This window comes from Methyloversatilis sp. NSM2 (assembly GCF_038066675.1).
Classification (GTDB): Bacteria; Pseudomonadota; Gammaproteobacteria; order Burkholderiales; family Rhodocyclaceae; genus Methyloversatilis; species Methyloversatilis discipulorum_A.
The window spans coordinates 158,829-183,940 of record NZ_JBBUKV010000005.1; the positions used below are offsets into that span (position 1 = coordinate 158,829).

The following is a 25,112-nucleotide window of genomic DNA, read 5'->3' on the forward strand; positions in this document are numbered from 1 at the left end:
CGCGATGAATGCTCCGGTCAAACCACAACGCCAGCCGCTTGGCCAGATGCTGCTCGCGCAGGGGCTGGTGTCGGAGGACCAGCTGCGCATCGCGCTGCAGGAACAGCAACGGCAGAACATCCCGATGGGCCGGTTGCTGGTTCAGCTCGGCTTCGTCAGCGAAGCGACGCTGCGCGACGCGCTCGGCGTCACGCTGGGCAAGCGCACGGTAGACCTGACGCACGCGCTGGTCGATGCCGACGCATTGCGCCTGGTGCCGCAGGCGCTCGCCAAGCGCCATCTGCTGCTGCCGCTTAACTACGCGCCGAGCGCCCGTCGGCTGACGGTGGCCGTTTCAGACGTAAACGACATCGTCGCCCTCGACCAGCTGCGCGCGCTGCTGCCCGAGGGCATGGACCTCGACACCGTGCTGGCCGGCGAAACCGAGCTGGCGCACGCGATCGACCAGGCCTACGGCCACGAACTGTCGATCGAAGGCATCCTGACCGAACTGGAAACCGGCGAGGTCGACTACCGCGCGCTGGCCGCGTCGGCCGACGAGTACAGCCAGCCGGTGGTGCGCCTGATCGATGCGCTGCTGACCGATGCGGTCAAGCGCGAAGCGTCCGACATCCACTTCGAGCCGGAAGCCGGCTTCCTGCGCATCCGTTACCGCATCGACGGCCTGCTGCGGCAGATCCGTGCGCTGCACCGCTCCTACTGGCCGGCGATGGCGGTGCGCATCAAGGTGATGGCGGGCATGAACATCGCCGAAATGCGCGCGCCGCAGGACGGCCGCATTTCGCTCACCATCAGCGGTCGGCCGGTGGACTTCCGCGTGTCGTCGCAACCGACGCTGCACGGCGAGAACATCGTGCTGCGCATCCTCGATCGCGCACGCGGCATCGTGCCGCTCGACGGCCTCGGTCTGGCCGAGTCGCAGCTCGACCAGCTGAAACTGATGATCGCGCGACCGGAGGGCATCATCCTCGCCACCGGCCCGACCGGCAGCGGCAAGACCACCACGCTCTATTCGGTGCTGAACCACATCAATTCCGAAGGCGTGAACATCATGACGCTGGAGGACCCGGTCGAGTACCCGATGGCGCAGATCCGCCAGACCTCGGTCGCCGAATCGGTCAAGCTCGATTTCGCCAACGGCGTGCGTTCGATGATGCGGCAGGACCCGGACATCATCCTGGTCGGCGAGATCCGCGATGCCGAAACCGCCGACATGGCCTTCCGCGCCGCGATGACCGGTCACCAGGTGTATTCGACGCTGCACACCAATTCGGCGCTGGGCGCCATTCCGCGCCTGCTCGACATCGGCATCCTGCCGGACATCATGGCCGGCAACATCATCGGCGTGATCGCGCAACGTCTGCTGCGCCGGCTGTGCGTCTATTGCCGCCGGGCGCGCGCGGCCGAGCCGCACGAAGTACATCTGCTCGGCGTGCGCGACGGCAATCCGCCGGACATCCACGACGCGGTCGGCTGCCCGGCCTGCGAATTCACTGGCTACCGTGGCCGGCTGGCGGTGATGGAACTGCTGCGCATGGATTCCGACCTCGACGAGCTGGTCGCCCGCCGCGCCACCGCGCGCGAACTGCGCAACGCCGCCCGCGCCAAGGGCTTCCGTACGCTGGCCGAGGACGGCCTGCGGCGCGTGCTCGACGGCTCGACCTCGCTGGAAGAGCTGGCGCGCGTGGTCGACCTGACCGAGCGCATGAGCCAGGGCGGGCCGGACTGGTACGCGAGGTAGCGCGGTGGCCATCTTCTCGTACAAGGCGATGAACGCGCAGGGCCGTATGGTGTTCGGCCGCATGGACGCCGCCAACCTGGTCGATCTGGAAATGCGCCTGAAGCGCATGCAGCTCGACTTCGTGAACGGCCAGCCGATGAAGCACGCGCAGCCGCTGTTCGGCCACAGCCTGCCGCGTATCGAACTGATCAACTTCAGCTTTCACCTCGAACAGCTGGTGCGTTCCGGCGTGCCGCTGATCGAGGCACTGACCGACCTGCGCGATTCGACCGAACACCCGCGCATGCGCGAAATCGTCGCCTCGCTGGTCGAGAGCATCGAGGGCGGGCGTTCGCTGTCGCAGGCGATGGCCGAACATCCGGGCGCCTTCAGCAAGGTGTTCTGCGCACTGGTGCGCGCCGGCGAACTGACCGGCAACCTGCCGGAAGTGCTGCGCGAACAGGTCGAGGCCTTCAAGTGGGAGGATGAGCTGGTGTCGCAGACCCGCCGTCTGCTCACCTACCCGGCCATCGTCGGCACCTTCCTGCTGTTCGTGATCGGCGTGCTGATGCTGGTGGTGGTGCCCGATCTGGCGCGCTTCTTCCGCAACACCGGGCTCGAACTGCCACTGCAGACGCGCATCCTGATGGGTACGTCGGAATTCCTGCAGGCCTGGTGGCCGGCGCTCATCCTGCTCGTCGTGCTGGCGGTCGTCGGCGGCGCGGCGCTGCTGCGCCTCAACCCGGCACTGCGCCAGCGGGTGGACTGGATCAAGCTCAATCTGCCGGTGGTCGGCCCCATCCTGCACAAGGTGGTGCTGTCGCGCTTCGCCAGCATGTTCGCGATGATGTACGGCGCCGGCATCCCCATTATCGACGCCGTGCGCACTTCGGAGGACGTGGTCGGCAACGAGGCGGTGCGCGATTCGCTGCGGCGCGCCGGCATGCTGATCGGCCAGGGCCAGAACGTCACCGCCGCCTTCCAGAGCGTGGGCCTGTTTCCGCCACTCGTGGTGCGCATGCTGCGCGTCGGCGAAAGCACCGGCGCACTCGACCGCGCGCTGCGCGAGGTGTCCTACTTCTACACGCGCGATGTGCGCGAGTCGATCGCCCGCGCGCAGGCGGCGATGGAACCCACACTGACGCTGGTGCTCGGCCTGCTGCTGATGGGCGTCGCCTTCTCGGTGCTGGGACCGGTGTACGACATGCTGACCCGGCTGAAGATCTGATGCCGCGCCGCCACGTGCTCTATCTCGACGCCACGCAACTGGTCGCCTGGGGATGGCGGGCCGGCGAGGTGACGCTGCGCGGGCGCTTCGCCAACGACGCCGAAGGCCATGTGCAGTTCGCCGAGTTCCTGCGCCAGCGCCGCGACAGTCTTTTCCTGCTGCTGTGCGATCTGGTGGACGAGGCCTTCGTCGCCGAAAACGTGCCCTTCGTCCGCGGCGGCGACCGCGTGTCGCTGCTGCGTCGCAAGCTGGCCCAGCATTTCTTCGGCACCCCCTTCACCTGCGCGCATTCTCTCGGCCGGCTGCGCAGCGGTCGCCGCGACGAGCAGATGCTGTTCTGCGCGCTCACCCGCCCCGCTCATCTTGAGCCCTGGCTGGCGGCGCTGCGCGCTGCCGAAGCGGCGCTGAGTGGCATCCACAGCGTGCCGCTGGTCAGCGAACCGATACTCGAACGGCTGCGCGTGACCGAAGGCCAGTCCTTGCTGCTGGGCATCAGCCCTGCCGGCGTACGGCAGAGCTTCTTTGAGGGCGGCCGGCTGCGCTTCTCGCGCCTCACACCGCTGAGCGCACTGTCCAGCAACGACCTGCCGCGCGCCTGCGCCGAAGAGGCGCGACGGCTGCATCCCTATCTGCTCGGCCAGCGCCTGATCGCCCGCAACACGCCGCTGACCGTGCGCGTGCTGGTCCCGCCGGCAAACATGGACGACTTCGCGCTCGCCTGCCGGTCGAACGACACGCTGCAGTTCGAACTGATAGACAGCGAGCAGGCGGCCGCCCGTCTGGGCCTGCGGCCGCCGCCGCAGGACATGAACAGCGAGACACTGTTCGTGCAGGCGCTGATGCGCAGCACCCCGGCAGAGCAGTTCGCGCCGTCGGCCGAACGTCGCTTCCACCGCATCTGGCTCACCCGTTTCGCGCTGCGCGCCGCCGGCAGCGTAGCGCTGGCGGCCTGTCTGCTGTTCTCGGCGCACAGCGCACTCGACAGCTTCGAAATGCGGCAGGACACGCTGCGCCTGAACGACGACGCACAGCGCGCGCAGCGTGCGCGCGCCGACATCATCCGCCGGCTGCCGCCGACGCCGGTGCCGCTGGACACGCTGCGTGTCGTGCATGAGCGAAGTCTGCAGATCGAACAGCGCAGCGCGATGCCGGACGGCCTGATGCGCGAGCTGGGGGCGGTACTCGAACAGCTGCCGCAAGTGACGCTGGACAAGCTCGAGTGGCGACTCGCCGCCGACCTGGCGAACGGGAACACTGGCGCGCTGCCGCCGATGCGTGCCGAACTGATCGTGCACGCCCACCTGCCGGAGGAATTCGGAGCGCAGCAGCGGCGCGCACTGGAGGTGGTCGACGCGTTGGCCGGCCAGTTGCGCGCGCGCCCCGGACTGGACGTCCAGGTACTGCGCCAGCCTTTCGATCTCGAATCCGGCCAGGTATTGCGCGGCGGCACCCGCACCGAGCGGACCGATGCCGGCAATGCGCCACCGTTCTCTCTGCGCATCAGCAGGGTGCTGGCACCATGATGCGGCCGGGCGATCTGCGCAAGGCGGGGGGCAGCGCGCTGCTGGCACTGGCGATGGCATTGGCCGGCGCGGCGGCGGTGTGGGCCAGCACCCGGCTCGCCAGCGACGTGCGGCAGGCACACGAACGCGCCTTGGTCGCACGCACCGACGCGCAGCGCGCGCTCGCCGGGGCGCGCGCCGAGGAGGCGGAAATCGCCGCCAAGATCGACCGCTTCCGCCATCTGGTCGAGCGCGGTGCGGTCGGTACGGAACAGCGTCTGGCCTGGGTGGAGTTGATCCGCGACGCGCGCGCGCGACACCACCTCGGTGCCGTCGATTACGAGTTCTCGCCGCAGCGCCCGCTCGATCCGCTGATCGCGCCGGCGGATGCCGATCAGCTCGAAGCCGCCGGCAGCACGCTGCGCATTCGCACGCCGCTGCTGCACGAAGGTCAGCTGATCGCCCTGCTCGACGACCTCGCATTCAATGCATCGGCCGTCGTTCGCGTGCGCGAATGCAGCGTCACGCGCGCCGCCGTCGCCAGTGAGGCGGAACAGCTGGTGGCGGACTGCCTGCTCGACTGGATCACCTTCCGCCCACGCCAGGGAGCCGGCTCGTGAAACGGCACGCGCTCGCTCTGCTGCTCGTCGCGTTCTGCGGCGCCGCTGTGGCGCAGCCGCTGGGCCGGCTGTTCTACAGTGACGAGGAACGGGCCCGGCTGGACGCCCGTCGCGGTCAGCCGGTCGACAACACCGCACCGCGTCAGGTCGGCACCGTGCGCCATGACGGCGTCGTCACCCGCTCGTCCGGCCCGCCGACCTGGTTCGTCAATGGCGCGCCAGCCGATGGCGAAACACTGTCGGCGCTGCCGGCCCGTACCGTCGGCGCCACGCTGCAACTGAAGGGCGCCGATGGCCGCCCGCTGCGTCTGCGTCCAGGCGAGCAGGCGGCGGTGGACGAAGCCGGCGAAGCCACGCCATCGGGTGCCGCCATCGACATCCGCCCGGGGCGCACGCGATGAAGCGTCGTCAGCAGGGCAGCGCATTGCTGATCGCGGTCGGTCTGCTCGGTCTGCTGGCGATGGCCACGCTGGCACGCGCCCTGTCATCGCCGCCGGGCGCCGAAGCGGCGCTGGCCACCGAGCGCGCGCTGGCGCGGGCACGCGAGGCCCTGGTCGCCTACGGTGCGCTCGGCAATGCAGCCGGCAGCCACGACAATTCGCCGGGCGCGCTGCCCTGCCCCGACCTCGACAACGACGGCGTATCGGACCTGAACTGCAGCGCGCACATCGGCCGCCTGCCCTGGCGCACGCTGGGCCTCGGCCCGCTGCTCGACGGCGCCGGGGAATGTCTCTGGTACGCCCGCAGTCCCCGCTACAGCAATAACATCCAGACCAGCGAGCGCGGCACGTCGGCCGACACGCCGGCACTGAATCCGGCCACACCGGGCGAAATCGTCGAGGTGAACGCCGAAGGCGCCACCGGTCGCCGGCTGGCGGCGGTCGTCATCGCGCCTGGACTGCCACTACCCGGTCAGCAGCGTGGTGCGGTCAGCGGTCTGTCCGGCTGCCGCAGCGGCGACCTCGCGCAGTTCCTGGAGGATGTCGAGGTCGGCGGCACGCCCTACCCGCACAGCAGCGGGCTGAATGCGGTGACGCTGCTCGCCGGCGACGGCTTCAACGACAGCGTGCTCGGCATGGACACGCCGCGCCTGTTCGCCACCGCCGGCGCACGCGTGCTTGGCGACATCCAGCTCGCGGGCGGCACGCCAACCCATGTCTGGTGGACGCAGAACCTGTGGTGTCCCCAGGTCTGTGTCACCGCCAGCAGCGGACGCATTACGCTGGCCGACGGCGGCAGCGTGTCGCGCGCGCTCGGCGTCTTCCCGGCGTGCGCCAGCCCGTGCAGCGGAACATGAAGACAGCGCGCGGATTCACGCTGGTCGAGATCGCGGTGGCGCTGACCATCATCGCGCTGCTCAGCGTCGGCGCGATCGGTACGCTGCAGATGGCCATGCTGCGCGCGCGCATCGCCGAAACGCAGGACGCGCTGCGCGAGGCGCGCGAGGCGGTCACCGCCTACGCGGTCGCCAATCGCTCGCTGCCCTGCCCCGCCGTGTCGGCTACCGACGGCACCGAACAGAGCCGCGCCGGCGGCAGTTGCGCCAGCCGACGCGGCCTGCTGCCGTGGACGACACTGGGCGTACGCGGACTCGACGGCTGGGGCAACCGGCTCGGCTACGTCGTGTCGTCCGGAATGGTGAAAAGCTCGGCCGGGCGCATCGCGCTCAGTGACACCGGCAGCATTCGCATCTACGCGCGCGACGCGGCCGGCACGCAATCGGAAATCGTCACCCAGACGGCGGTCGCCTACGCGCTGTGGTCGCATGGCGAGAACGGCCGCGGTGCGACGACCGCGGTCGGCACGCTGATCGTCGACGATTCGACGAGCAATATTGACGAAGACGTGAACAGCTCCCAACCCGCAAATAGTGCCGAACAGACGCTGTATGCGCGGGAGGGCAGCAGCAGCGCGGACGCGGTCGGTGGCGAGTTCGACGATCTGGTGCTGTGGGAATCGCGCTTTGTGCTGTTCGGCCGCATGATCAATTCCGGGCAGCTGCCGTGACCCGCCTCTCAACAACAACAGATCTTCACGGGTCCGTGCGATGAGTACGGGCTTCTTCACGCGCCTGCGTCGTGGCGGCATTCTGCCGACGGACAGTGCCGACGAGCGCCTGAACAAGTCGCTGCTGGTGCTGGCGACCGGCCTGGTCTGCGTCGCCTCTACGCTCTGGCTGGCGGTCTACTGGAGTCTCGGGCCACGGCTGTCGGCCACGTTGCCCTTCGCCTATCAGCTGCTGCTGGCGGGCAACCTCGCCCTCTTCCTGTATGGCGGCAATTTCCGCCTGTTCCGCAACACGCAGCTCGGGCTCTTCCTGTTCGCGCCTTTCGTCGCGCAGTGGGCGATCGGCAACTTCATCACCGCCAGCGGCATCCTGCTGTGGGGGCTGCTCGCTCCGATCGGCGCCATCCTGTGCATCGGCGCGCGCGAGGCGCTGGCCTGGTTCTTCGCCTACGCTTTCCTGGTCGCGCTGACCGGTTTCTTCGACTACTACCTCGCCGACGCCGCGACTTACCGCAACGCGCTGGTGCCGGTGGAAACCAGCGTCGTGTTCTTCGCGCTGAACTTCCTCGCCGTCTCCAGCATCGTGTTCATGCTGCTGCGCTTCGCCATCGAACAGAAACAGATCATCGCGCGCCGGCTGGCCGAAGCACACACATTGCTGGAACAGGAACAGGAACGTTCGGAGCGACTGCTGCTGAACATCCTGCCAGGGCCGGTCGCCGAGCGTCTCAAGCAGAACGAGAAGAACATCGCCGACGGCTTCGCTGACGTCAGCGTCATGTTCGCCGACATCGTGAACTTCACCCAGGTCGCCGCCGGCATGACGCCGTCACAGGTTTTCTCGATGCTGAACCGCGTGTTCTCCCGCTTCGACGAACAGGCCGAGGCGCGTGGCCTGGAGAAGATCAAGACCATAGGCGACGCCTACATGGTGGCCGGCGGACTGAATTCTGGAAACGCCGACTACACGGCGGCCGTCGCCGACCTCGCATTGGAAATGCGCGACTGGCTGCGTAATCAGACCACCGGCACCGGCGTATTGCTAGATCTGCGCATAGGCATAGGCACCGGCCCGGTCGTCGCCGGCGTCGTCGGCAAGAAGAAGTTCATCTACGACCTGTGGGGCGACACGGTGAATCTGGCCAGCCGCATCACTACCGAGGGCGTGCCCGGCATGGTGCAGGTCGATACCGCGACCTACCTGCGGCTGCGCAGCCGCTACGACTTCCACGAGCCGCAAACGCTTTACCTCAAGGGCAAGGGCGACACCGTGGTGTATCGGCTGATCGGGCGCAAGGAGGACAGCACCGAATTGCGGACGGACAGCGTGGACATCCTGCTCGACGCAGGGTGAGTACAGGTTTGGCGAGCGGGGGCTTGATCACAATGCGACCACCTCCGTTAGGCGGACACGTTGCATAACCCGTCGCGCCTGAAGATCTGGCGACGGTCGAGCTAGCTGATCAGCCGCGCAGCAATGGGACGCAGGCGCCAGCAAGGGCATCGAACATGCGAGATACCCGTCACGAGCAGGCATTCATTTCTCTGCCGCCTGCCACGCAGCCCCTCTTCCAACAGTCCCGCCTGTGCGTCCATTAGATTGACCTGGCGCGCGCCTGCCTTCTCGACAAACGATCACAATAAGCTGATGTGGCAGGTGAACGAAAAACGGGCGCCCGAAGGCGCCCGTTTGAGCACGACTTTCTGATCGGAAACCGATTAGAAGGTGTGAGCGAGACCGATGTTGAAGCCGGAATCGCCGTAGCCGGTGCCGTTGGCGCCGCCCGAACCCGTGCCGTTGCCGCCGGCAGCGTTCTTCGAGATGCCGCAACGGGCCAGATCGTCGTTGTTGATCTTGGCGTAGGTTGCGTACGCGGTGGTGCGCTTCGAGAAGGCGTACTCGCCACCGATGCCCCACTTCGAGCAATCGCTGTCAGCAGCGCGATCGTCGTTGGCCTTGACGTACGAAGCCTTCAGGGTGATGTTCGAAGTCACCGGAGCCGACAGACCGATCAGCCAGCCGTCGCCGTTCGAGACAGCCTTCGAGGCGGTGTCGTCACCTTCGGTGCTTTCGTAGTAAGCCGACAGCTTGGCAACGCCGAAGTCGTAGCTGGCACCAGCAACCCACAGGTCGAATTCGAGATCGCCGCCGCCCGGGGCAACGCGCTTGATCTGGAGGTTTTCGTAGTCGAGCAGCAGGCTGATCGGGCCGTTGTCGTACATGGCGGCGATCGCGTACAGCGGGGTGTCGCCAGTTTCGACGTCCTGACCAGCGATGGCGCCGGAGCCGGCTTCCGACAGCAGCGACGTGGTGTAAGCAGCCAGGAACTTCAGGCCGGGGGCCAGTTCCGGGGTGATGTACACAACGGCGTTGTCAGCACGGTCAGCCTGACCCAGACCCGAGGTCACGCCGAACAGCGAACCGGCGTTGGCAACGGTCTGGTTCTTGAACGGGTCGTACTTGCCGACGAAGGAGTAACGGGCGCCATCAACGCGGCCACCGAGGGCGGTACCGAAGGCACCGGTCAGGCCAACCCAGCTGTGACGGTTGGTGGTGGAACCGAACGAGGTGCCGCTGTCGCCCGAGAAGCCGAATTCGAATTCGTAGATGGCCTTCAGGCCGTTGCCCAGATCTTCCGAACCCTTGAAGCCGAAGCGGTTGGTGCCGAGGATACCGTCTTCGAAGTCGTTCAGACGGCCAGTGCGACCGGCTTGCGACAGGCCACCGCTGTCACCACCGCGGGACATGAAACCGTAGTCGATGCGACCGTAGATGGTCACGTTGGAAGCTTCGGCCATGACGGCGGCCGGGGCGAGCGCTGCGGCGATGGCAGCGGCAAGCAGTTTCTTGGACATTACGCAAATCTCCTCTTGCGATGATAGTGGGTGCCCGGATCGTATTCGGCCTCGCGGCCGCTGCACTGCCGGGCTACACACCTTCGGAGCTTCAGAAGGTGTGGCGGACTGTACCGAAGCAGCAAAGTCGGCCGCAAGCCATGCGTTGAATTACGTATGCCCCTGGATCAAGTCTTGTGGTTTTTGCGCAACAAGGCCAGTTCGCGCGAGAGTGGCGGGGCATTTGCAGGCGTGGCGCCTCGTGCGCCCGGTCTGCGTGACCCGCGACATCGACGTCCGGCTGTCGTTCGACGGAGCACGGATACAAAAAAGCCCGGGCCGATCAGCACCCGGGCTCCATGTGTCCGCCAGACGGACAACTGTGCGAATTCAGACGCCGCAGCTGCCGCTGCCGCCGGAGCGGCCGATCAGATCGAAGAACTCGCGGCGGGTGCGCGCGTCATCGCGGAAGGCGCCCAGCATGCGGCTGGTGACCATCGCGACACCCGGCTTGTGCACGCCCCGCGTGGTCATGCACTCGTGCGCGGCCTCGATCACGACGGCTACGCCGCGAGGCTGCAGCACTTCATACAGTGCGTCAGCCACCTGCACGGTCATCTTTTCCTGGATCTGCAGGCGCTTGGCGAACACCTCGACCAGTCGCGCCAGCTTGGAAATGCCGACCACGCGGCGATCCGGTAGATAGGCGACGTGTGCCGTACCGATGATGGGCACCATATGGTGTTCGCAATGGCTCTCGAAGCGGATGCCGGTCAGTGCGATCACCTCGTCGTAGCCCTCGACTTCCTCGAAAGTGCGCGACAGCACTTCGCGCGGATCCTCTGCGTAGCCCGCAAAGAACTCCTCGTAGGCCTTGACCACGCGCTTCGGCGTGTCGATCAGGCCTTCGCGCGTCGGATCGTCGCCGGTCCAGCGGATCAGGGTGCGAACGGCCGCTTCGGCTTCCTCGCGGGTCGGACGACCGGTGTCAGTGCTCTTCATGTTCTTCCTGTACTTATATATATGGTGGGTCGGCGGCCGGCTTGCGCCCGCCTTCGGCGACCCGGGCCGTCCATGTTGGCGGCGCAGGCCGGGGTTTTCAAGAGGTTTGAGCAGTCTGTGACCCTTGATATGGCGTTTTTGCTCCCCAGATTGAACAGCGTTAGGGCCTGTTGACCTTGAGTCGCGAACCGCGTTTGCAGCGCGCGAGTCACTGTCAATAGACCCTCGGCCCGCGGCTTGACGATTGTTTCCGGATGCAAGTCACCGGAACAGCCCTCAGCCGGGCCCGCTCCATCGTTCGCCCAGAAGTCGCGCCGACTCATTTCAGCCAGGTTGTCAGGCGCGCAAACACACGTCAGGAGAGGACATCGATGAAGATCAAGCTGTCTCGTACCGCACTCGCCGCACTGACCGCGACGGCCTTCGGGCTGGGCGCCACGGCGACGACGGTCGACTGGATGCGCCACGCAGAAGCCGCACCGCAGTCGAAGCCGGTTCAGATTGCTCAGGCGGCGACGATCACCGCGCCGACGACGGCGCCCCTGGTTGCCGGCCTTCCGGATTTCAGCACGCTGGTCGAGCAGACCTCGCCGTCGGTGGTGAACATCAGCGTGATTGGCAAGCCTTCGCGCGTGGCGGTGAATCCGAACGACCCGATGTTCGAGTTCTTCCGCCGCTTCGGCATCCCGGTGCCGCAGAACCCGCAGCGTGGCGGCGAGGGACCGGCGCCGCGCGGCATCGGCTCCGGCTTCGTCATCAGTCCCGACGGCTATATCCTGACCAATGCACACGTGGTGGCCGATGCCGCCGAGGTAACGGTCAAATTCACCGACAAGCGCGAGTACAAGGCAAAGGTGATCGGCAGCGACAAGCGCACCGACGTCGCGCTGATCAAGATCGACGCGAAGAACCTGCCGGCCGTGAAGCTGGGCAATGCCGACACCACCCGCGTCGGCGAGTGGGTAGCCGCCATCGGCGCACCCTTCGGTTTCGAGAACACGGTGACTGCGGGCATCGTCAGCGCCAAGTCGCGCGCGCTGCCTGACGAGTCGCTGGTGCCCTTCATCCAGACCGACGTGGCGATCAACCCGGGCAATTCCGGCGGTCCGCTGTTCAACCTGAACGGCGAGGTGATCGGCATCAATTCGCAGATCTACTCCCGCACCGGCGGCTTCATGGGTCTGTCCTTCGCCATTCCGATCGACGTGGCGATGCGTGTGGCCGACCAGATCAAGCAGTATGGGCGTGCCAAGCACGCCCGTCTCGGCGTCAGCATCCAGCCGATCACGCGCGAACTGGCCGACAGCTTCGGCCTCGACCGCGCGCGCGGTGCGCTGGTGGCCAACGTCGAACAGGGCGGTCCGGCCGACAAGGCCGGTCTGCAAGCCGGCGACGTGATCCTGTCGGTCGATGGCCGAGCGGTGTCCGATTCCTTCGACCTGCCGAAAGTGATCGGCAATCTGGCGCCGGGCAAGACGGTCAAGATGAAGGTATGGCGTCAGGGTGCGGAACGTGACCTGAGCGCGACGCTGGGCGAACAGAGCGACAGCGAGGTGACGGCGCTCGACGAAGGTGGCCGCGACAGCGGACCGGTACGCGACCGGCTCGGCCTCGCCGTGCGTCCGCTGACCGGTGCGGAATCGCAGCAGCTGGGCGTCACCCGCGGTCTGGTCGTAGCCGACGCCGGCGGCGCGGCCGCACAGGCGGGAATCCAGCCGGGCGACGCCATCCTTGCGGTAAATGGTCAGCCGGTCGGCAGCGCGGAAGAACTGGCGAGACTGGTGGAAAAGGCCAAGGGCCGCATCGCGCTGCTGATCCAGCGAGGCGACAACCGGCTGTTCGTACCGATCAGGGTAGGCTGACCCCCCCGCTGACAGTCAAGGCCGCTCCCACAGTAACTGCGCCCCATCGGCGACCCGAGGGGTGTTCTGTGGGAGGGGTCTTCTGACCCCGACAGCAGCCTGTGCCGAAACCAGTGCCGCCGGATGGCCCGCGCTTACGACGCAGGTCTAAGCCGCGCCAGCAGCCGCCAGTCCTTGCCCACCGCCCGCATGTCGCGGACGTCTACATCGATGCGCTGGGCCAGCGTGTCGAAGGGGCCCAGATTGAACAGGCCCATGCCGCGCCCGAGCACCGTTGGCGCCAGATACATCAACAGTTCGTCCACACAGCCCTCGCGCAGCAGCGACCCGTTCAGCTTGTGACCGGATTCGGCGTGCACCTCGTTGATGCCCCGCGCGCCAAGCGCCTGGAACATGGCGGGCAGGTCAACTTTCCCGCCCTCGTTCGGCAGCACCAGCAGTTCGGCGCCGGCATCGCGCAGCGCCTGCGCCTTCGGCGTGTCGTCGGACGCACACACCACCAGCAGCGGCGAACGTTCGATGTCGGCAAACAGCTTCGCCTGCGGCGTCAGCTGCAACCGGGCGTCGACAATGATGCGCAGCGGCTGGCGCGGGGTATCGACCTCGCGCACGGTCAGGCTGGGGTCGTCCTCGATCACCGTGCCGATGCCCGACAGCACCGCACATGCGCGTGCCCGCCAGCGGTGGCCGTCACGTCGGGCCGCGGCGCCGGTAATCCACTGGCTGACACCGTTCTCCAGCGCGGTGACACCATCCAGCGTCGATGCGGTTTTCAGCCTGACCCAGGGCTTGCCGCGCGTCATGCGCGACACGAAACCTATGTTCAGTTCGCGCGCATCGGCCTCCAGCACGCCGCAGTCGGTAGCGATGCCGGCGGCGCGCAGTCGCGCCAGCCCGTTGCCGGCGACCAGTGGATTCGGGTCCTGCATGGCGGCGACCACGCGCGCCACGCCGGCCTTGACCAGCGCATCGGCACACGGCGGCGTGCGGCCGTGGTGGCTGCAGGGTTCCAGCGTCACGTAGGCAGTCGCCCCGCGCGCAGCGTCGCCAGCGGCACGCAAGGCATGCACTTCGGCGTGCGGCTCGCCGGCCTTTTCGTGCCAGCCTTCGCCGACGATCTGACCATCGCGCACCAGCACGCAGCCGACGCGCGGATTCGGTGACGTGGTCCACATCCCGCGCGCGGCCAGCTTCAGCGCGCGCGCCATGAAAAGGGTGTCCAGCGAGGCGTCGTGCGCCATTCAGCCTCCCGTCTTGCGCGGCGCGCGCGGCGGCTTGGTCACCTCGCGCACGACCTCCGAAAATTCATCGACATCCTCGAAATTGCGATAGACGCTGGCAAAGCGGATGTAGCCGATCTTGTCGAGCTTCTTCAGTTCGCGCATCACCAGTTCGCCGAGGCGGTCGGTGGCCAGTTCGCGCACCCCCATCGTGAGCAGGCGTTCCTCGATGCGGTCCATCGCCAGATCCACCGACTCGGTGGTGACCGGGCGCTTGCGCAGCGCCAGCATCATGCTGGCGCGCAGCTTTTCGCGATCGTAGTCGGCGCGCCGACCGTCCTTCTTGACGATCTGCGGCATCTTCAACTCGACCCGCTCGTAGGTGGTGAAGCGCTTGTCGCAGTGCGCGCAGCGGCGCCGGCGACGGATGATGTCGCCATCCTCGCTTTCGCGGGTTTCGACCACCTGGGTATCGGGGGAGCTGCAGAACGGGCATTTCATGGCGTCGCTCCGTGCATGGACGGCGCGAATGTTACGCCCGGATGCGGCATTGCGCCGCATTTCGTCCGCGCAAGCGCAGATTCAGGCCACGTCGCTCGCTTCGATCAGCTTCTGATAGGTGTAGGCGGACAGCGCCAGCCGGTCGCTGCCCTGCACTTCGACGAACTCGAGCCCGTGGTGCAGCGCGAAGGCCTCGCCCTCCGCGTCCGGATTGCTGCGCACCGAGCGGATGCCCGCCTTGACATGCACGAACTGGTCGATGTCGTCGAACTGCAGCCTGAACTTCAACTGCAACAGGTCGCCGATTTCACCCAGCGCGGCCTTTGCGGCAAGCAACGCCCCGCCCTTGCTGATATCGACCAGGGTGCCGGCGTACAGCGCTCCATACATGTCGGTGACCGACGAGATCAGCCGCACGCTGGCACGCTGGGCGCGGCGCACGCGCATGCCACGCACCTTCTTCGGATAGCTCAGGTGCAGGTAGGGAAAGGGCGTGTTCGACATCTTCAGCACGTGCGCCGGGAAGGCGTACACGCTCTTGCCGGAGAAGAAGCGGACGACGAAGGCGGCGTCCTGTTTCACCATCGCGTAGGCGCCATCGACCATCGGCGGCGTCACCATGACGCTGCGTCCCTTCGCGTAGCCGAGCAGCTTCACCGCATGGCGCGGTGCGTCGGCGGCGACGCCCTGCAGTTGCAGCAGGTCGCCGACTTGCAGCCGGATGTCCTCCAGGTCGAGCAGGATGCCGTCCTTGTCCGGCGCCGGCTCGCCGTCCGGCACGATGCTGGACGGCGCCTGCACCTGATTGGCCGCCATGCGGTCGCGGTACAGACCGCGCTCGCTCAGCACGTCGAGCTGGTTCTGCGTCTGCACCACGACGCCGGCTTTCAGCAGCAGCTTGTTGTTCTGGTCGTACAGCGAATACGGCAGGGGCTTGCCCAGCACCACATCGGTCTTGCGCACGGGAATCATGACGGCCTCGGAGGCAGCGGTATCCCCGGGGTATCGACAGACCGCGCCAAAACTTGAAGCCGCCGGTCAACGCGGCTGTCCGCGCGCCTTCATCAGATCGTGCAGGCTGCGCGCGGCCGGCCGCAGCGGTGTGCGGTGTTGCGTCCAGCCCATCTGCCGGCGCGGTGCCAGCCAACGGAAGCGGGTGGCCGCCCAGCGCAGCAGCCGGTAACGTCCGGGGCTGGCGTAGATGCCGCTCCAGAAGCGCCACACCAGCTTCTGCCCGACGCTGAACGAAGCCCCCTGCCCGGCCAGCGGCTGCGCCACCGCGGCGCCAGGCGCGCGATTGGCTTCGGTACGCAGGCGCATCAGCAACGACGGGATCGGGATGCGCACCGGGCACACCTCGGCGCAAGCGCCGCACAGGCTGGAGGCGGTCGGCAGGTCGCGGCTGTCGTCCAGCCCCAGCAGGTGCGGCGACAGGATCTGGCCTATCGGCCCAGGATAGGTGGTGCCATAGGCATGGCCGCCAACGCGCGCATAGACCGGGCAGTGGTTCATGCACGCGCCGCAGCGTATGCACTGCAGCGTCGCGCGCAGCTGGGCGTCTGCATAGGCCTGGGTGCGACCGTTGTCGAGCAGCACCAGGTGCATGCGCCGCGGCCCGTCCTGGTCGCCGGGCCGACGCGGACCGGTGATCAGGTTGAAATAGGTGGTGGCGGCCTGACCGGTGGCCGAGCGCGGCAGCAGGCTGGCCAGCGGCATCGCGTGTTCCAGCGTATCGACCACCTTCTCGATACCCATCATCGCGATGTGGATGTCCGGCACCGTCGTCGACAGCCGACCGTTGCCCTCGTTCTCGACCAGCCACAGCGTACCGGTTTCGGCGATCGCGAAATTGACGCCGGAAATGCCGATGTCCGCCTGCATGAAGCGCTCGCGCAGCACTTCGCGGCCGGTGCGGATCAGCGCATCGACGTCTTCGGTGTAGCCGGCGTCCGGAATCTTCTGTTCGAACAGCCGCGCGATGTCCTGCTTCGTCTTGTGGATGGCCGGCATGACGATGTGCGACGGCCGTTCGCCGGCCAGCTGCACGATGTACTCGCCCATGTCCGATTCGAGACACTCGACGCCGCGCGCTTCGAGGTAGTGGTTCAGTTCCACCTCCTCGCTCACCATGGATTTGCCCTTGATCACGCGCGTCGCGCCAGCTTCGGTGGCGATGCGGTGGATGATGGCGCAGGCCTCGTCCGGCGTTTCCGCCCAGTGCACCTCGACGCCACGCGCCTGCAGATTCGCCTCCAGCTTCTCCAGCAGTGCAGGCAGATGCGCCAGCGCGTGCTTGCGTACCGCCTCGCCAAGATCGCGCAGCGCCTCGGTTTCGACCGGGTCCGGAAATTGGCTGGCGCGCTTGTCACGCAGGAACTGCATGGCGCTGCGGAAGTTGTCGCGCAGCCCGTCATCCGCCAGCGCCTCGCTGACGCGGTCGCGGAACTGTGCCGGCGACACGAAGTGCATGGTCTGCGCACTCATGCGGTATCTCCGTCGGCGATCACCACCACGACCAGCTCGCGCGGGCCGTGCGCACCGTAGGCCAGCGTCTGCTGGATGTCGGCGGTGCGCGACGGACTGGACACCAGCACGCGGTTGGTCGGCATGTCGTCGGCCCAGCGCTGGATGCTCGACGCATGGTGCAGGTCGTCATACAGATCGCGCGCATCGACGCAGACCAGGCTGATCGGCGGCACCAGCGACAGCGTGCGCGGCAGCGCGCCGCCGTGGTTCAGCAGCAGCGCACCGGTGGCGGCAATGCCGGCAGCGGCCGGTGTGAACCCGGCGTCGACGGTCGCGAACATGTCCTGCTTCCAGGCCTCGATCGCGCCGTCGAAGCGCACCGCCTCGATGGCGGGCGGCAAGGCCGCCGCCAGCTCGTCGGCGCGCACGTCGCTGTTCAGTGCCAGGCGACGCACGCCGCGCAGGTGCAACGCATCGGCCGCAACGCGCGCCCACTCGGCCGGCTGCGCCACCATCACATCGGCGCGCGAAGCGCGCAGTCGCGCACACAACTGCTGCAGCCGCTCGCCCGGCGTCAGCCGTGGTCGCTGCGCGTAGTAGGCCGTCACGTCAGGCGGCATCACCGGCGCGCCAGGCTCGGCCGCGCGCAGACGGGCGAGGATGCGTTCGCGGGCGCTCATGCTTCGCCCTCCAGCCGGCGCAGCAGGAAGGTCGCCAGGTGTTCCCCGCGCAGCGCCCGGCCCTGGTGTTCGGCGGCGTGCGAAATGTTCAGCATGCAGCCGCAGTCGGCGGTGACGAAGCGTTCGCAGACCGCCGACAGGCTGGCCACCTTGTCGCGCACGATGGCGCCCGATATGTCCGCGTGCTTGAGCGAGAACACGCCACCAAAGCCGCAGCATTCCGATTCGTTGGCGTGCGTGTCGAGCGTGACGCCGGGTAGCGCCGACAGCAGCTGCACGCCGTGCGCGCGGGTACCCATTTCGCGTCGCGCACTGCACGAGGTGTGCAGGCCGACGGTGACGGGCTCGGCGCTGGCAGCCGAGTAGTCGACGTGCAGCACCTCGACCAGGAAGCCGGCCAGTTCGTACACCCGGCCGGCCACATCGCGGGCGCGCGCCTGCAGCACCGGATCGTCGTCGAACAGCGTCGGCCAGTGGTGACGCATCATGCCGGCACAGGAGCCGGACGGCACGATGATGGGCCAGGGCTGGTCGAACAGCGCAATCTGCGCGGCGGCCACGCGGCGCGCCTCGTCCGGATTGCCGCTGGTGAAGGCCGGCTGGCCGCAGCAGCTCTGGGCGCGCGGAAAATGCACGGTCAGTCCTTCGCGTTCCAGCAGACGTACCGCATCGACGCCGGCCTGTGGCACGAAAAGGTCGATCAGGCAGGTACCGAACAGATAGACCTGATCGGGGCGCGGCGGACGATCTGCGTGCATCGGAAACTCCGGTGGGCACCCTCGAGTGCGATGGAGCGAGATGATCGCGGCGCCCGCGCTTCAGGCAAAATTGGTCGGACCAATTCTCCTGCACCCGCCACCATGCCGCCCACCGCCGCCGACCGCGCCACCCGCGAACTCGAGAGCCGCCTGCTCGACGGCCGCTATGCCGCCGGCGCCCGCCTGCCGGCCGAACGCGCACTGGCGGAAGAGCTGGGCGTATCGCGCGGCACGCTGCGCGAAGCGGTGCAGCGCCTGGCCGCGCGCGGTCTGCTGGCCAGCCGCGTAGGCAGCGGGGTCTACGTAACCGACCGCCTGCACGGCGGCCTCACCTCGCCGTGGCGTCAGCTGCTGACCGAACACCCGCACCTCGGCAAGGACATGCTGGAATTCCGCCGCGTACTCGAAGGCGAGGCGGCTGCCTTCGCGGCTGAGCGCGCGACGCGTGCCGACCTGACAATGCTGCGTGGCGTGATCGACCGCCTGCGCCGCGCCCGGCGCGACGACGACGAGGCGCAGGAGGTGCTGCTCGATTCGGTGTGGCACGGCGCCATCGCGAGTGCTGCGCACAACGCGATGTTCGGCTACCTGCAGGCCAATCTGCTCGCACTGCACCGCGAACACATGGCGCAGAACCACGCTGGCCTGCGCTTCGGTGACCGCGCGGTGGCGGAGGCGCTGTGGCAGCAGCACTTCGCGCTGTGGGAAGCGATCCGCACGCGGGCACCGGAGCAGGCGCGCGACACCATGTACGCGCACATCGACTTCGTGCGGGCGCGGCTGGCGCCCGATGCTGCGGGCGCGATGCCCTGATCGCGGCGGCGGCATGGATCGAAGTGCGCGGCACGCATATGCCGCGTCGCGGCCAAGGCCGCTCCCACAGGGATCGCGCCCGACACGTAGTCGGAGCCGGATTCTGTGGGAGGGGTCTTGACCCCGACAGCGGCCGCGATGTCCTGCGTCAGCGGCTCGGGAAGCGCCCGCGACCCAGGCCGTAGCGGCTGAGCCGGCGGTAGAAGGTGGCGCGCGGCATGCCCATCAGCGCGGCCGCCTCGGTGGCACGCCAGCCGGTGGCTTCCATCGCTTCGACGATGCGTCGCCGCTCGTCGGCCTCGGCGTCGCTGCGCGGCAGCGCTGCGGCGGGTTGCGGTTCGTCGAGCGCGCGCAGGATGTTGTCCGGCAGGTGCTCGCGCGACATCGTGTCCGATTCGCACACCGCCACCGCATAGCGCAGCGTGTTGCGCAGCTGGCGGATGTTGCCGGGCCAGGCGTAGGTCATCAGCTCGTCGGCCAGCACGACCGGCAGTTCGATGTCGCGGCCGGCGGCGGCGCACTCCTCGTCGAACACCTGCTGCAGAACATCGCGCCGGTCGCTGCGCGCACGCAGCGGCGGCAGCGTGAAGGTGGCGGCATTCAGCCGGTAGAAGAGGTCTTCGCGGAAACGACCGGCGGCGACCAGCGATTCGAGGTCGCGGTGGGTGGCGCAGATGACGTTCAGATCGACCTTCTCCGGCTCGGTACCCCCCAGGCGCAGCACCTCGCCTTCGGCCAGCACGCGCAGCAATCGCGTCTGCAGCGGCAGCGGCATGTCGCCGATCTCGTCGAGAAAGAGCGTGCCGCCGCTGGACAGCTGGATCTTGCCCGCCTCGCCCTTCGCCTTGGCGCCGGTGAATGCGCCCTCGCGGTAGCCGAACAGTTCGCTCTCGATCAGGTTCTCCGGAATCGCCGCGCAGTTCAGCGCGACGAAGGGCTTGTCGCGCCGCTCGCTCTGCGCGTGGATGGCGTGCGCGAACGCCTCCTTGCCGGAGCCGGTTTCACCGAGCAGCAGGATGGGCAGACGGCTGTTCACGATGCGCTTCAGGCGCTGGATGTCACTGACCAGGCGGGTGTCGCGCACGGTGAGCGTGGAGAAGTCGTGCCGGCCCTGCGCCACGCGCCGCGCGACCCGCCGCTGCTCCGGCACGCGAACGATGGCTGACAGCGCCTGGCCGGTCGTGAGCCGGCGCAGCGCGACCGGCATGCCCGGGCGGTCGTGCGCGGCGCGCAGCAATTCGTCGGCGCTCAGGTCGAATACTTCGTGGAAGGCGCGCGGCAGCGGGCCGGCGTGTTCCAGCAGTTCGACGTGTGCGAGGAAGTTCGCTTGCACGACGTAGCCGCGCTCATCCAGCGCCAGCAGGTAGCTGCGCTCCGGTTCAAGCCCGCGGCCGGCACCGCCGATCTGCAGCGTCCATCGGTGGCGGTTGGCTTCGATGAACCAGGCGTTCTCGATGAAACGGGCGTTCTGCGCGACCAGCTGGAACACCACCGTCTGACTGCGCCGGTCATCGGGCGAAGCGAGCGCCGAGGCGTTCAGCACACCCATGATGTCGTTGTCGGGACCGAAGATCGGTGCCGCGCTGCAGGTGATGCCGATGTTGTAGGCGCGGAAGTGCTCACCCTTGTGCACCAGGATGGGCGCGCGATCGACCAGCGTCGTGCCGACGCCGCAGGTGCCTTCGTCCTGCTCGGACCAGCAGGCACCGACACGGAAACCGCGCGACTTGAATTCGTGATCTATGTTCGGCAGGCCGCGGAAATCGACCGTGCTGCCGTCAGCGTCGGTCATCAGCACGCAGTAGCCGGCGTCCTTGATCTGGCTGTGCAGCTTGCCGACGCCCAGGCGTGCGAGCTGCAGGAAGGATTCGATGCGTCCGCAGCGCTCGCGCACCTCCGCCGCACTGAGGATGCGCGGCGCCGCCGGCACTTCGGGATCCACCCGGTAGAGCTCCATCGAGCGCCGCCAGGAATCGGCGATGCGCTCCTCGCCCGCCAGCGCGAGCGCGCCAGCGCGCGCATCCGACGCCGCCGCGACCCGCCTCATGTGTTGCGAAAACTCGTCCCTGAATCGCATGGCCCGTCCTCCTCCGACACGTTTTTCGTCATCGCCGTGCGGTCACGCCGCCAGCTGTTTTCGCGACAGTGTAGGAGACGCCTTCCGCGCGCTTCAAGCGGAATCTCCGTTGCACTGCAGCATCGAAACAGCCCCGCAAGCCACTGAATTACAAGGATTTGTCTCACTTCGAGTGAGATTCCGTCTCACCTGAGCGGGAAATCCCGCCGCCCTCGACCTTGCTCGCCTGCGGGATGAATTCCCCGTTCTGGCGGGTAAATCCGGCGCCACTGCGTCGTTTGAAACACCTCTGCAACACAGCCCATCCGCATATCGAAGCCGCGTCCGGCACATGGCACGCCGCTCGCTCCAGGGCTGTTCGCCACACCGAACCTGCGAGGAGACCATGGACAAGGACAACACGAAAAAAATCGCCGACAAGGCATGCGCCCCCTGCTGCATGCAGCGTCGCGATGCAATGAAAGCCGCCATCGCGGTCACCGTCATGCTCGGAAGCGGCCTGCGTGGCGCGCAGGCCAGCGAGCCGGCCGACCTGCCGCCGCAGCCGGGCGACCGCCTGGTGCGCATGGACGACGAAGACACGCCGCAGCCGCTGAAGGTCGCCGACATTCCGCTCGCCAGCAAGCCGGTGCGCGCCCTGCCCTTCGCCGCGACCGATGCGCTGGTACGCGACGGCAGCCGTCTGGGTCGAGTCATCCTGATGCGCTTCGACCCGGCGTCGCTCGACGACGAAACCCGCGCCCGCAGCGCCGACGGCGTGCTCGCCTACTCGGCGGTATGCACCCACCAGGGTTGCGAGGTCAGCGAGTGGGACGCCAATGGCGGCGCGATGTTCTGTTTCTGCCACTTCTCCAAATTTGATCCGCTGAAGGCCGGTGCCGTCACCGCAGGTCCGGCCGCACGCGCGCTGCCCTGGCTGCCGCTGAAGAGCGAGAACGGCGAGCTGGTGGTGGCCGGCGCGTTCAGTTCCGTGCCCGGCGTGCGCAAGGGCTGACCGCGCGATACCGCTTTACACCGTCCGGACGTCACAAGGCGAAGCGTCCGGGCTGCAGCAGCGGTCGCGCCCACGAAGCGCGACCACACCTTCGCCCTAAAACACAGGAGGAAGCATGAAAACCATGATGAAGCGGACCGCCCTCGCGGCGGCACTGCTCGCACCGCTGGTGGCCAGTGCGCTGCCGGCCTACGCGCCGGTGACCGACGCGCGGCTGAACAAGCCGGAGGCGCAGAACTGGCTGATGTACCGCGCCAACTACGCCGGCTGGGGCTACAGCCCGCTCAAGCAGGTGAGCGACAAGAACGTCGACAAGCTGCAGCTGGCATGGGCCTTCTCGACCGGCATGACCGAAGGGCATCAGGCGCCGCCCATCGTGAACAACGGCTACATGTTCGTCGCCACGCCGAACAACCAAGTCATCTGTCTGGAAGCGAAGACCGGCCGGGAGATCTGGCGCTACAAGAAAACCATTCCGGACGAGCTGCAGCAGCTGCACCCGACCAACCGCGGCGTCGCGCTGTACGGCGACCGCGTGTACATCGCCACCACTGACGCCTTCCTGGTCGCGCTCGACGCGAAGACCGGCAAGGAGGTGTGGAAGACCGCGGTGGCCGACTGGAAGTCCGGCTACTACATGACGCTGGCGCCGCTGGCCGCCAAGGGCAAGATCATGATCGGCAGTTCCGGTGGCGAATACGGCATCCGTGGTTTCGTCGCCGCCTTCGATGCCGACTCCGGCAAGGAAGCGTGGCGCACCTACACCATCGCCGGCCCCGGCGAACCGGGCGGCGACACCTGGCCGGGCGATACCTATAAGCGCGGCGGCGGCTCGGTGTGGATCACCGGCACCTACGACCCGGACACCAACCTCGCCTTCTGGGGTGTCGGCAACGCCGGCCCGTGGATGGCCGACACGCGCAGCGGCGACAACCTGTACGCCAACTCGGTGCTGGCACTGGATGTCGACACCGGCAAGCTCAAGGGCTACCACCAGTACCACCACAACGACTCGTGGGACTGGGACGAAGTATCGGCCCCGCTGCTGATCGACCTCGAGCACAAGGGCAGGAAGGTGAAGTCGCTGGTGCACGCCGGCCGCAACGGCTATCTGTGGATGCTGGAGCGCACCGACAGCAAGGTGAATTACGTCGATGCCTGGCCCTACGTCACGCAGAACGTGTTCACCCAGCTCGATCCGAAGACGGGCCGCCCGACCTACGATCCGGCACGCATCCCCGCCACCGGCAAGACGGTGAATTTCTGCCCCTCGCTGTGGGGCGGCAAGGACTGGCCGCCCGAGGCCTACAACCCGCATACCGGCCTGCTCTACATCCCGGCGCAGAACAATCTGTGCTCGGAACTGACCGGCGAGCCGGTCAAGTACAACAAGGGCGATCTCTACCTCGGTGTGTCGATCGAGAACGTGCTCACCAATGTGCGCATGACGCCGGAGTCGAAGGTGCATATCGGCGAAGTGCAGGCCTGGGACCTCAAGACCGGCAAGAAGGTGTGGACCCACACCTATCCGGAAATGAACTGGGGCCCGCTGATGACCACGGCCGGCAACCTGGTGTTCGGCGGCGGCACCAACGACCGCAAGTTCCGCGCTTTCAACGCCAGCACCGGCAAGCTGCTGTGGGAATTCCCGACCAACTCGGGCGTGACCGGCGTGCCCTCGAGCTTCGAGGTCGACGGCGAACAGTATGTCGCGGTGCAGTCCGGCTGGGGTGTCGATGCCGAACGCATGCAGGGCGCTTTCAACGCGGTGCTCGACAAGAAGACCACCGTGCCGCAGGGCGGCGTGATCTGGGTATTCAAGCTGCCCAGGAAATGATCCGCCGGGGCGCCCGCTCCGCCGCGCGCCTGCCTGACAAACCATAACAAGGACATACCCTCATGAGCACTGCTGCAAACACTCCCATCCGCGCCGCAAAGGCTGTCGCCTCCGCTGCCGGTATCGCACTGGCGCTGCTGTCCGGCAGCGCCACCGCCCAGACCACCTTCGACGTGATCGGTCCGCACGAGTACGACCTGCCGGTCAATTTCGACCAGCCGTTCAACGTGTTCGTGCAGTACGCCACCGTGCAGCGCGACAGCCGGCTGTTCGACAGCGACGGCGACCGTCAGCGCGGCAACAGCGCGCAGAAGATCATCGGCCTGTCGAAGTACGTGCGCTTCTGGACGCCCGAGTCGAACCGCAACATCGGTCTGGCCTTCGAGGTCATCCAGCCGACGGTGGGCATCCGCAACCGCGACGCCGTCGACCCGGACGCGCGGCACATCAGCGGTTTCGGCGACACCATCACCGGCGCGGCCATCTGGTACAAGCCGACGCCCGGTTCGACCTTGGGTTTTCAGACCTTCCTGCAGATCCCGATCGGCGACAAGGACGTCAGCGACACCAACTGGAAGAACCTGTCCAGCCTGCTGTGGTACGTGCCGCTGACCGAGCGCATCGGCTGGACCGGCGACCTGGGCTTCGTCGCGCAGAGCCGGCGCGACGATGGCAATCGCCCGGGCATGCTGTGGCACACCAACAACCGCTTCGGCTACCGCGTGAACGACTGGCTGGAGCCGTTCGCCGGTGTCGACTACGAGCGCATCAGCGGCCGCAACGGCGCCGATGACTCGTGGGGCTTCGATGGTTCGCTCGGCGTGATGTTCCATTACTACGGCAACCAGTCGATCGCGCTGCGCTACTCGCACGGCATCGAGGGCGAGAACCGGCCGGTCAACAACAGCATCAACATCAAGTACGCCTACGTCTGGTAAGTCCCGGCCGGAGGCGTGCCGCGGCGCGCCTCCGGCCTCACTCAAGGAGGCA

At 67.4% G+C, this 25,112-nt stretch carries 22 protein-coding genes; 13 read left to right on the forward strand and 9 right to left on the reverse strand.

Annotation, left to right across the window (positions count from 1 at the left end; genetic code table 11):
* The first annotated feature begins 4 nt into the window (after positions 1-4).
* Genes WJU27_RS11545 through WJU27_RS11580 form a run of 8 tightly spaced genes read left to right on the forward strand, consistent with a single transcriptional unit; the run spans position 5 to position 8,431 of the window.
* Positions 5-1,741: a GspE/PulE family protein gene (locus tag WJU27_RS11545; RefSeq protein WP_341422199.1), complete on the forward strand. Its 1,737-nt coding sequence runs from the start codon at positions 5-7 to the stop codon at positions 1,739-1,741.
* A 4-nt stretch (positions 1,742-1,745) separates the two neighbouring features.
* Positions 1,746-2,948: a type II secretion system F family protein gene (locus WJU27_RS11550; protein ID WP_020163556.1), complete on the forward strand. Its 1,203-nt coding sequence runs from the start codon at positions 1,746-1,748 to the stop codon at positions 2,946-2,948.
* Positions 2,948-4,471, forward strand: a complete 1,524-nt coding sequence (locus WJU27_RS11555) for a hypothetical protein (protein WP_341422200.1) — start codon at positions 2,948-2,950, stop codon at positions 4,469-4,471. The genes WJU27_RS11550 and WJU27_RS11555 overlap by 1 nt, the downstream gene beginning before the upstream one ends.
* Positions 4,468-5,070: a hypothetical protein gene (locus WJU27_RS11560; RefSeq protein ID WP_341422201.1), complete on the forward strand. Its 603-nt coding sequence runs from the start codon at positions 4,468-4,470 to the stop codon at positions 5,068-5,070. Before WJU27_RS11555 ends, WJU27_RS11560 begins: the two co-directional genes overlap by 4 nt.
* Positions 5,067-5,471: a hypothetical protein gene (locus WJU27_RS11565; protein ID WP_296809348.1), complete on the forward strand. Its 405-nt coding sequence runs from the start codon at positions 5,067-5,069 to the stop codon at positions 5,469-5,471. The genes WJU27_RS11560 and WJU27_RS11565 overlap by 4 nt, the downstream gene beginning before the upstream one ends.
* Positions 5,468-6,367: a hypothetical protein gene (locus WJU27_RS11570; RefSeq protein ID WP_341422202.1), complete on the forward strand. Its 900-nt coding sequence runs from the start codon at positions 5,468-5,470 to the stop codon at positions 6,365-6,367. The genes WJU27_RS11565 and WJU27_RS11570 overlap by 4 nt, the downstream gene beginning before the upstream one ends.
* Complete coding sequence (locus WJU27_RS11575) at positions 6,364-7,077, forward strand: type II secretion system protein (RefSeq protein ID WP_341422203.1); 714 nt, start codon at positions 6,364-6,366, stop codon at positions 7,075-7,077. The genes WJU27_RS11570 and WJU27_RS11575 overlap by 4 nt, the downstream gene beginning before the upstream one ends.
* A 40-nt stretch (positions 7,078-7,117) precedes the next feature.
* The gene (locus WJU27_RS11580) at positions 7,118-8,431 is read left to right on the forward strand and encodes an adenylate/guanylate cyclase domain-containing protein (RefSeq protein WP_341422204.1); all 1,314 of its coding nucleotides are present in this window, start codon (positions 7,118-7,120) and stop codon (positions 8,429-8,431) included.
* A gap of 365 nt (positions 8,432-8,796) precedes the next feature.
* Here WJU27_RS11580 and WJU27_RS11585 read toward each other — a convergent pair whose 3' ends face one another.
* Both WJU27_RS11585 and folE read right to left on the reverse strand, forming a co-directional pair.
* Complete coding sequence (locus WJU27_RS11585; protein ID WP_020163549.1) at positions 8,797-9,933, reverse strand: porin; 1,137 nt, start codon at positions 9,931-9,933, stop codon at positions 8,797-8,799.
* A gap of 369 nt (positions 9,934-10,302) precedes the next feature.
* Positions 10,303-10,914 (reverse strand): GTP cyclohydrolase I FolE, encoded by a 612-nt coding sequence (folE, locus tag WJU27_RS11590; RefSeq protein WP_020163548.1) that lies wholly within the window; start codon positions 10,912-10,914, stop codon positions 10,303-10,305.
* A gap of 371 nt (positions 10,915-11,285) precedes the next feature.
* Here folE and WJU27_RS11595 point away from each other — a divergent pair, with 371 nt between their 5' ends.
* Positions 11,286-12,776: a DegQ family serine endoprotease gene (locus tag WJU27_RS11595; protein ID WP_020163547.1), complete on the forward strand. Its 1,491-nt coding sequence runs from the start codon at positions 11,286-11,288 to the stop codon at positions 12,774-12,776.
* A gap of 134 nt (positions 12,777-12,910) precedes the next feature.
* Here WJU27_RS11595 and ribD read toward each other — a convergent pair whose 3' ends face one another.
* From ribD to WJU27_RS11625, 6 genes are all read right to left on the reverse strand, one after another.
* Positions 12,911-14,017, reverse strand: a complete 1,107-nt coding sequence (gene ribD, locus WJU27_RS11600; protein WP_020163546.1) for a bifunctional diaminohydroxyphosphoribosylaminopyrimidine deaminase/5-amino-6-(5-phosphoribosylamino)uracil reductase RibD — start codon at positions 14,015-14,017, stop codon at positions 12,911-12,913.
* On the reverse strand, positions 14,018-14,497 hold the full coding sequence (gene nrdR / locus WJU27_RS11605; RefSeq protein ID WP_019919492.1) for a transcriptional regulator NrdR: 480 nt from the start codon (positions 14,495-14,497) through the stop codon (positions 14,018-14,020). It abuts the gene before it with no gap.
* An 81-nt stretch (positions 14,498-14,578) separates the two neighbouring features.
* Positions 14,579-15,469: a flagellar brake protein gene (locus WJU27_RS11610; RefSeq protein WP_296809335.1), complete on the reverse strand. Its 891-nt coding sequence runs from the start codon at positions 15,467-15,469 to the stop codon at positions 14,579-14,581.
* A gap of 66 nt (positions 15,470-15,535) precedes the next feature.
* Positions 15,536-16,981: a LutB/LldF family L-lactate oxidation iron-sulfur protein gene (locus tag WJU27_RS11615; protein WP_296809333.1), complete on the reverse strand. Its 1,446-nt coding sequence runs from the start codon at positions 16,979-16,981 to the stop codon at positions 15,536-15,538.
* Positions 16,978-17,643: a LutC/YkgG family protein gene (locus WJU27_RS11620; RefSeq protein WP_341422205.1), complete on the reverse strand. Its 666-nt coding sequence runs from the start codon at positions 17,641-17,643 to the stop codon at positions 16,978-16,980. Before WJU27_RS11620 ends, WJU27_RS11615 begins: the two co-directional genes overlap by 4 nt.
* Positions 17,640-18,401: a (Fe-S)-binding protein gene (locus WJU27_RS11625; RefSeq protein ID WP_341422206.1), complete on the reverse strand. Its 762-nt coding sequence runs from the start codon at positions 18,399-18,401 to the stop codon at positions 17,640-17,642. The genes WJU27_RS11620 and WJU27_RS11625 overlap by 4 nt, the downstream gene beginning before the upstream one ends.
* A gap of 102 nt (positions 18,402-18,503) precedes the next feature.
* Between WJU27_RS11625 and WJU27_RS11630 the strand changes: the two genes are divergently transcribed.
* A complete protein-coding gene (locus WJU27_RS11630) occupies positions 18,504-19,214 on the forward strand; it encodes a FadR/GntR family transcriptional regulator (protein WP_296809328.1) in 711 nt (236 codons plus the stop codon).
* Between the two features lie 148 nt (positions 19,215-19,362).
* Here the strand turns inward: WJU27_RS11630 and WJU27_RS11635 are convergent, their stop codons facing one another.
* Positions 19,363-21,291: a sigma-54-dependent Fis family transcriptional regulator gene (locus tag WJU27_RS11635; RefSeq protein ID WP_020163540.1), complete on the reverse strand. Its 1,929-nt coding sequence runs from the start codon at positions 21,289-21,291 to the stop codon at positions 19,363-19,365.
* 457 nt (positions 21,292-21,748) lie between these two features.
* Between WJU27_RS11635 and WJU27_RS11640 the strand changes: the two genes are divergently transcribed.
* From WJU27_RS11640 to WJU27_RS11650, 3 genes are all read left to right on the forward strand, one after another.
* Entirely contained in the window at positions 21,749-22,285 is a 537-nt protein-coding gene (locus WJU27_RS11640; protein WP_341422207.1) for a QcrA and Rieske domain-containing protein, read from the forward strand.
* Between the two features lie 115 nt (positions 22,286-22,400).
* Complete coding sequence (locus tag WJU27_RS11645) at positions 22,401-24,122, forward strand: methanol/ethanol family PQQ-dependent dehydrogenase (RefSeq protein ID WP_341422208.1); 1,722 nt, start codon at positions 22,401-22,403, stop codon at positions 24,120-24,122.
* A 62-nt stretch (positions 24,123-24,184) separates the two neighbouring features.
* The gene (locus WJU27_RS11650) at positions 24,185-25,060 is read left to right on the forward strand and encodes a transporter (RefSeq protein ID WP_341422209.1); all 876 of its coding nucleotides are present in this window, start codon (positions 24,185-24,187) and stop codon (positions 25,058-25,060) included.
* The last annotated feature ends 52 nt before the right edge of the window (positions 25,061-25,112 follow it).

What these genes read in the sequence shown, in the direction of transcription:
- WJU27_RS11575 (WP_341422203.1), top strand. Translation starts at nt 6,364, where the DNA reads ATGAAGACAGCGCGCGGATTCACGCTGGTCGAGATCGCGGTGGCGCTG.
- WJU27_RS11630 (WP_296809328.1), top strand. Translation starts at nt 18,504, where the DNA reads ATGCCGCCCACCGCCGCCGACCGCGCCACCCGCGAACTCGAGAGCCGC.
- ribD (WP_020163546.1), bottom strand. Translation starts at nt 14,017, where the DNA reads ATGGCGCACGACGCCTCGCTGGACACCCTTTTCATGGCGCGCGCGCTG.
- WJU27_RS11545 (WP_341422199.1), top strand. Translation starts at nt 5, where the DNA reads ATGAATGCTCCGGTCAAACCACAACGCCAGCCGCTTGGCCAGATGCTG.
- WJU27_RS11620 (WP_341422205.1), bottom strand. Translation starts at nt 17,643, where the DNA reads ATGAGCGCCCGCGAACGCATCCTCGCCCGTCTGCGCGCGGCCGAGCCT.
- WJU27_RS11615 (WP_296809333.1), bottom strand. Translation starts at nt 16,981, where the DNA reads ATGAGTGCGCAGACCATGCACTTCGTGTCGCCGGCACAGTTCCGCGAC.
- WJU27_RS11555 (WP_341422200.1), top strand. Translation starts at nt 2,948, where the DNA reads ATGCCGCGCCGCCACGTGCTCTATCTCGACGCCACGCAACTGGTCGCC.
- WJU27_RS11645 (WP_341422208.1), top strand. Translation starts at nt 22,401, where the DNA reads ATGAAAACCATGATGAAGCGGACCGCCCTCGCGGCGGCACTGCTCGCA.
- folE (WP_020163548.1), bottom strand. Translation starts at nt 10,914, where the DNA reads ATGAAGAGCACTGACACCGGTCGTCCGACCCGCGAGGAAGCCGAAGCG.
- WJU27_RS11610 (WP_296809335.1), bottom strand. Translation starts at nt 15,469, where the DNA reads ATGATTCCCGTGCGCAAGACCGATGTGGTGCTGGGCAAGCCCCTGCCG.
- WJU27_RS11640 (WP_341422207.1), top strand. Translation starts at nt 21,749, where the DNA reads ATGAAAGCCGCCATCGCGGTCACCGTCATGCTCGGAAGCGGCCTGCGT.
- nrdR (WP_019919492.1), bottom strand. Translation starts at nt 14,497, where the DNA reads ATGAAATGCCCGTTCTGCAGCTCCCCCGATACCCAGGTGGTCGAAACC.
- WJU27_RS11650 (WP_341422209.1), top strand. Translation starts at nt 24,185, where the DNA reads ATGAGCACTGCTGCAAACACTCCCATCCGCGCCGCAAAGGCTGTCGCC.
- WJU27_RS11595 (WP_020163547.1), top strand. Translation starts at nt 11,286, where the DNA reads ATGAAGATCAAGCTGTCTCGTACCGCACTCGCCGCACTGACCGCGACG.
- WJU27_RS11585 (WP_020163549.1), bottom strand. Translation starts at nt 9,933, where the DNA reads ATGTCCAAGAAACTGCTTGCCGCTGCCATCGCCGCAGCGCTCGCCCCG.
- WJU27_RS11580 (WP_341422204.1), top strand. Translation starts at nt 7,118, where the DNA reads ATGAGTACGGGCTTCTTCACGCGCCTGCGTCGTGGCGGCATTCTGCCG.
- WJU27_RS11560 (WP_341422201.1), top strand. Translation starts at nt 4,468, where the DNA reads ATGATGCGGCCGGGCGATCTGCGCAAGGCGGGGGGCAGCGCGCTGCTG.
- WJU27_RS11570 (WP_341422202.1), top strand. Translation starts at nt 5,468, where the DNA reads ATGAAGCGTCGTCAGCAGGGCAGCGCATTGCTGATCGCGGTCGGTCTG.
- WJU27_RS11635 (WP_020163540.1), bottom strand. Translation starts at nt 21,291, where the DNA reads ATGCGATTCAGGGACGAGTTTTCGCAACACATGAGGCGGGTCGCGGCG.
- WJU27_RS11625 (WP_341422206.1), bottom strand. Translation starts at nt 18,401, where the DNA reads ATGCACGCAGATCGTCCGCCGCGCCCCGATCAGGTCTATCTGTTCGGT.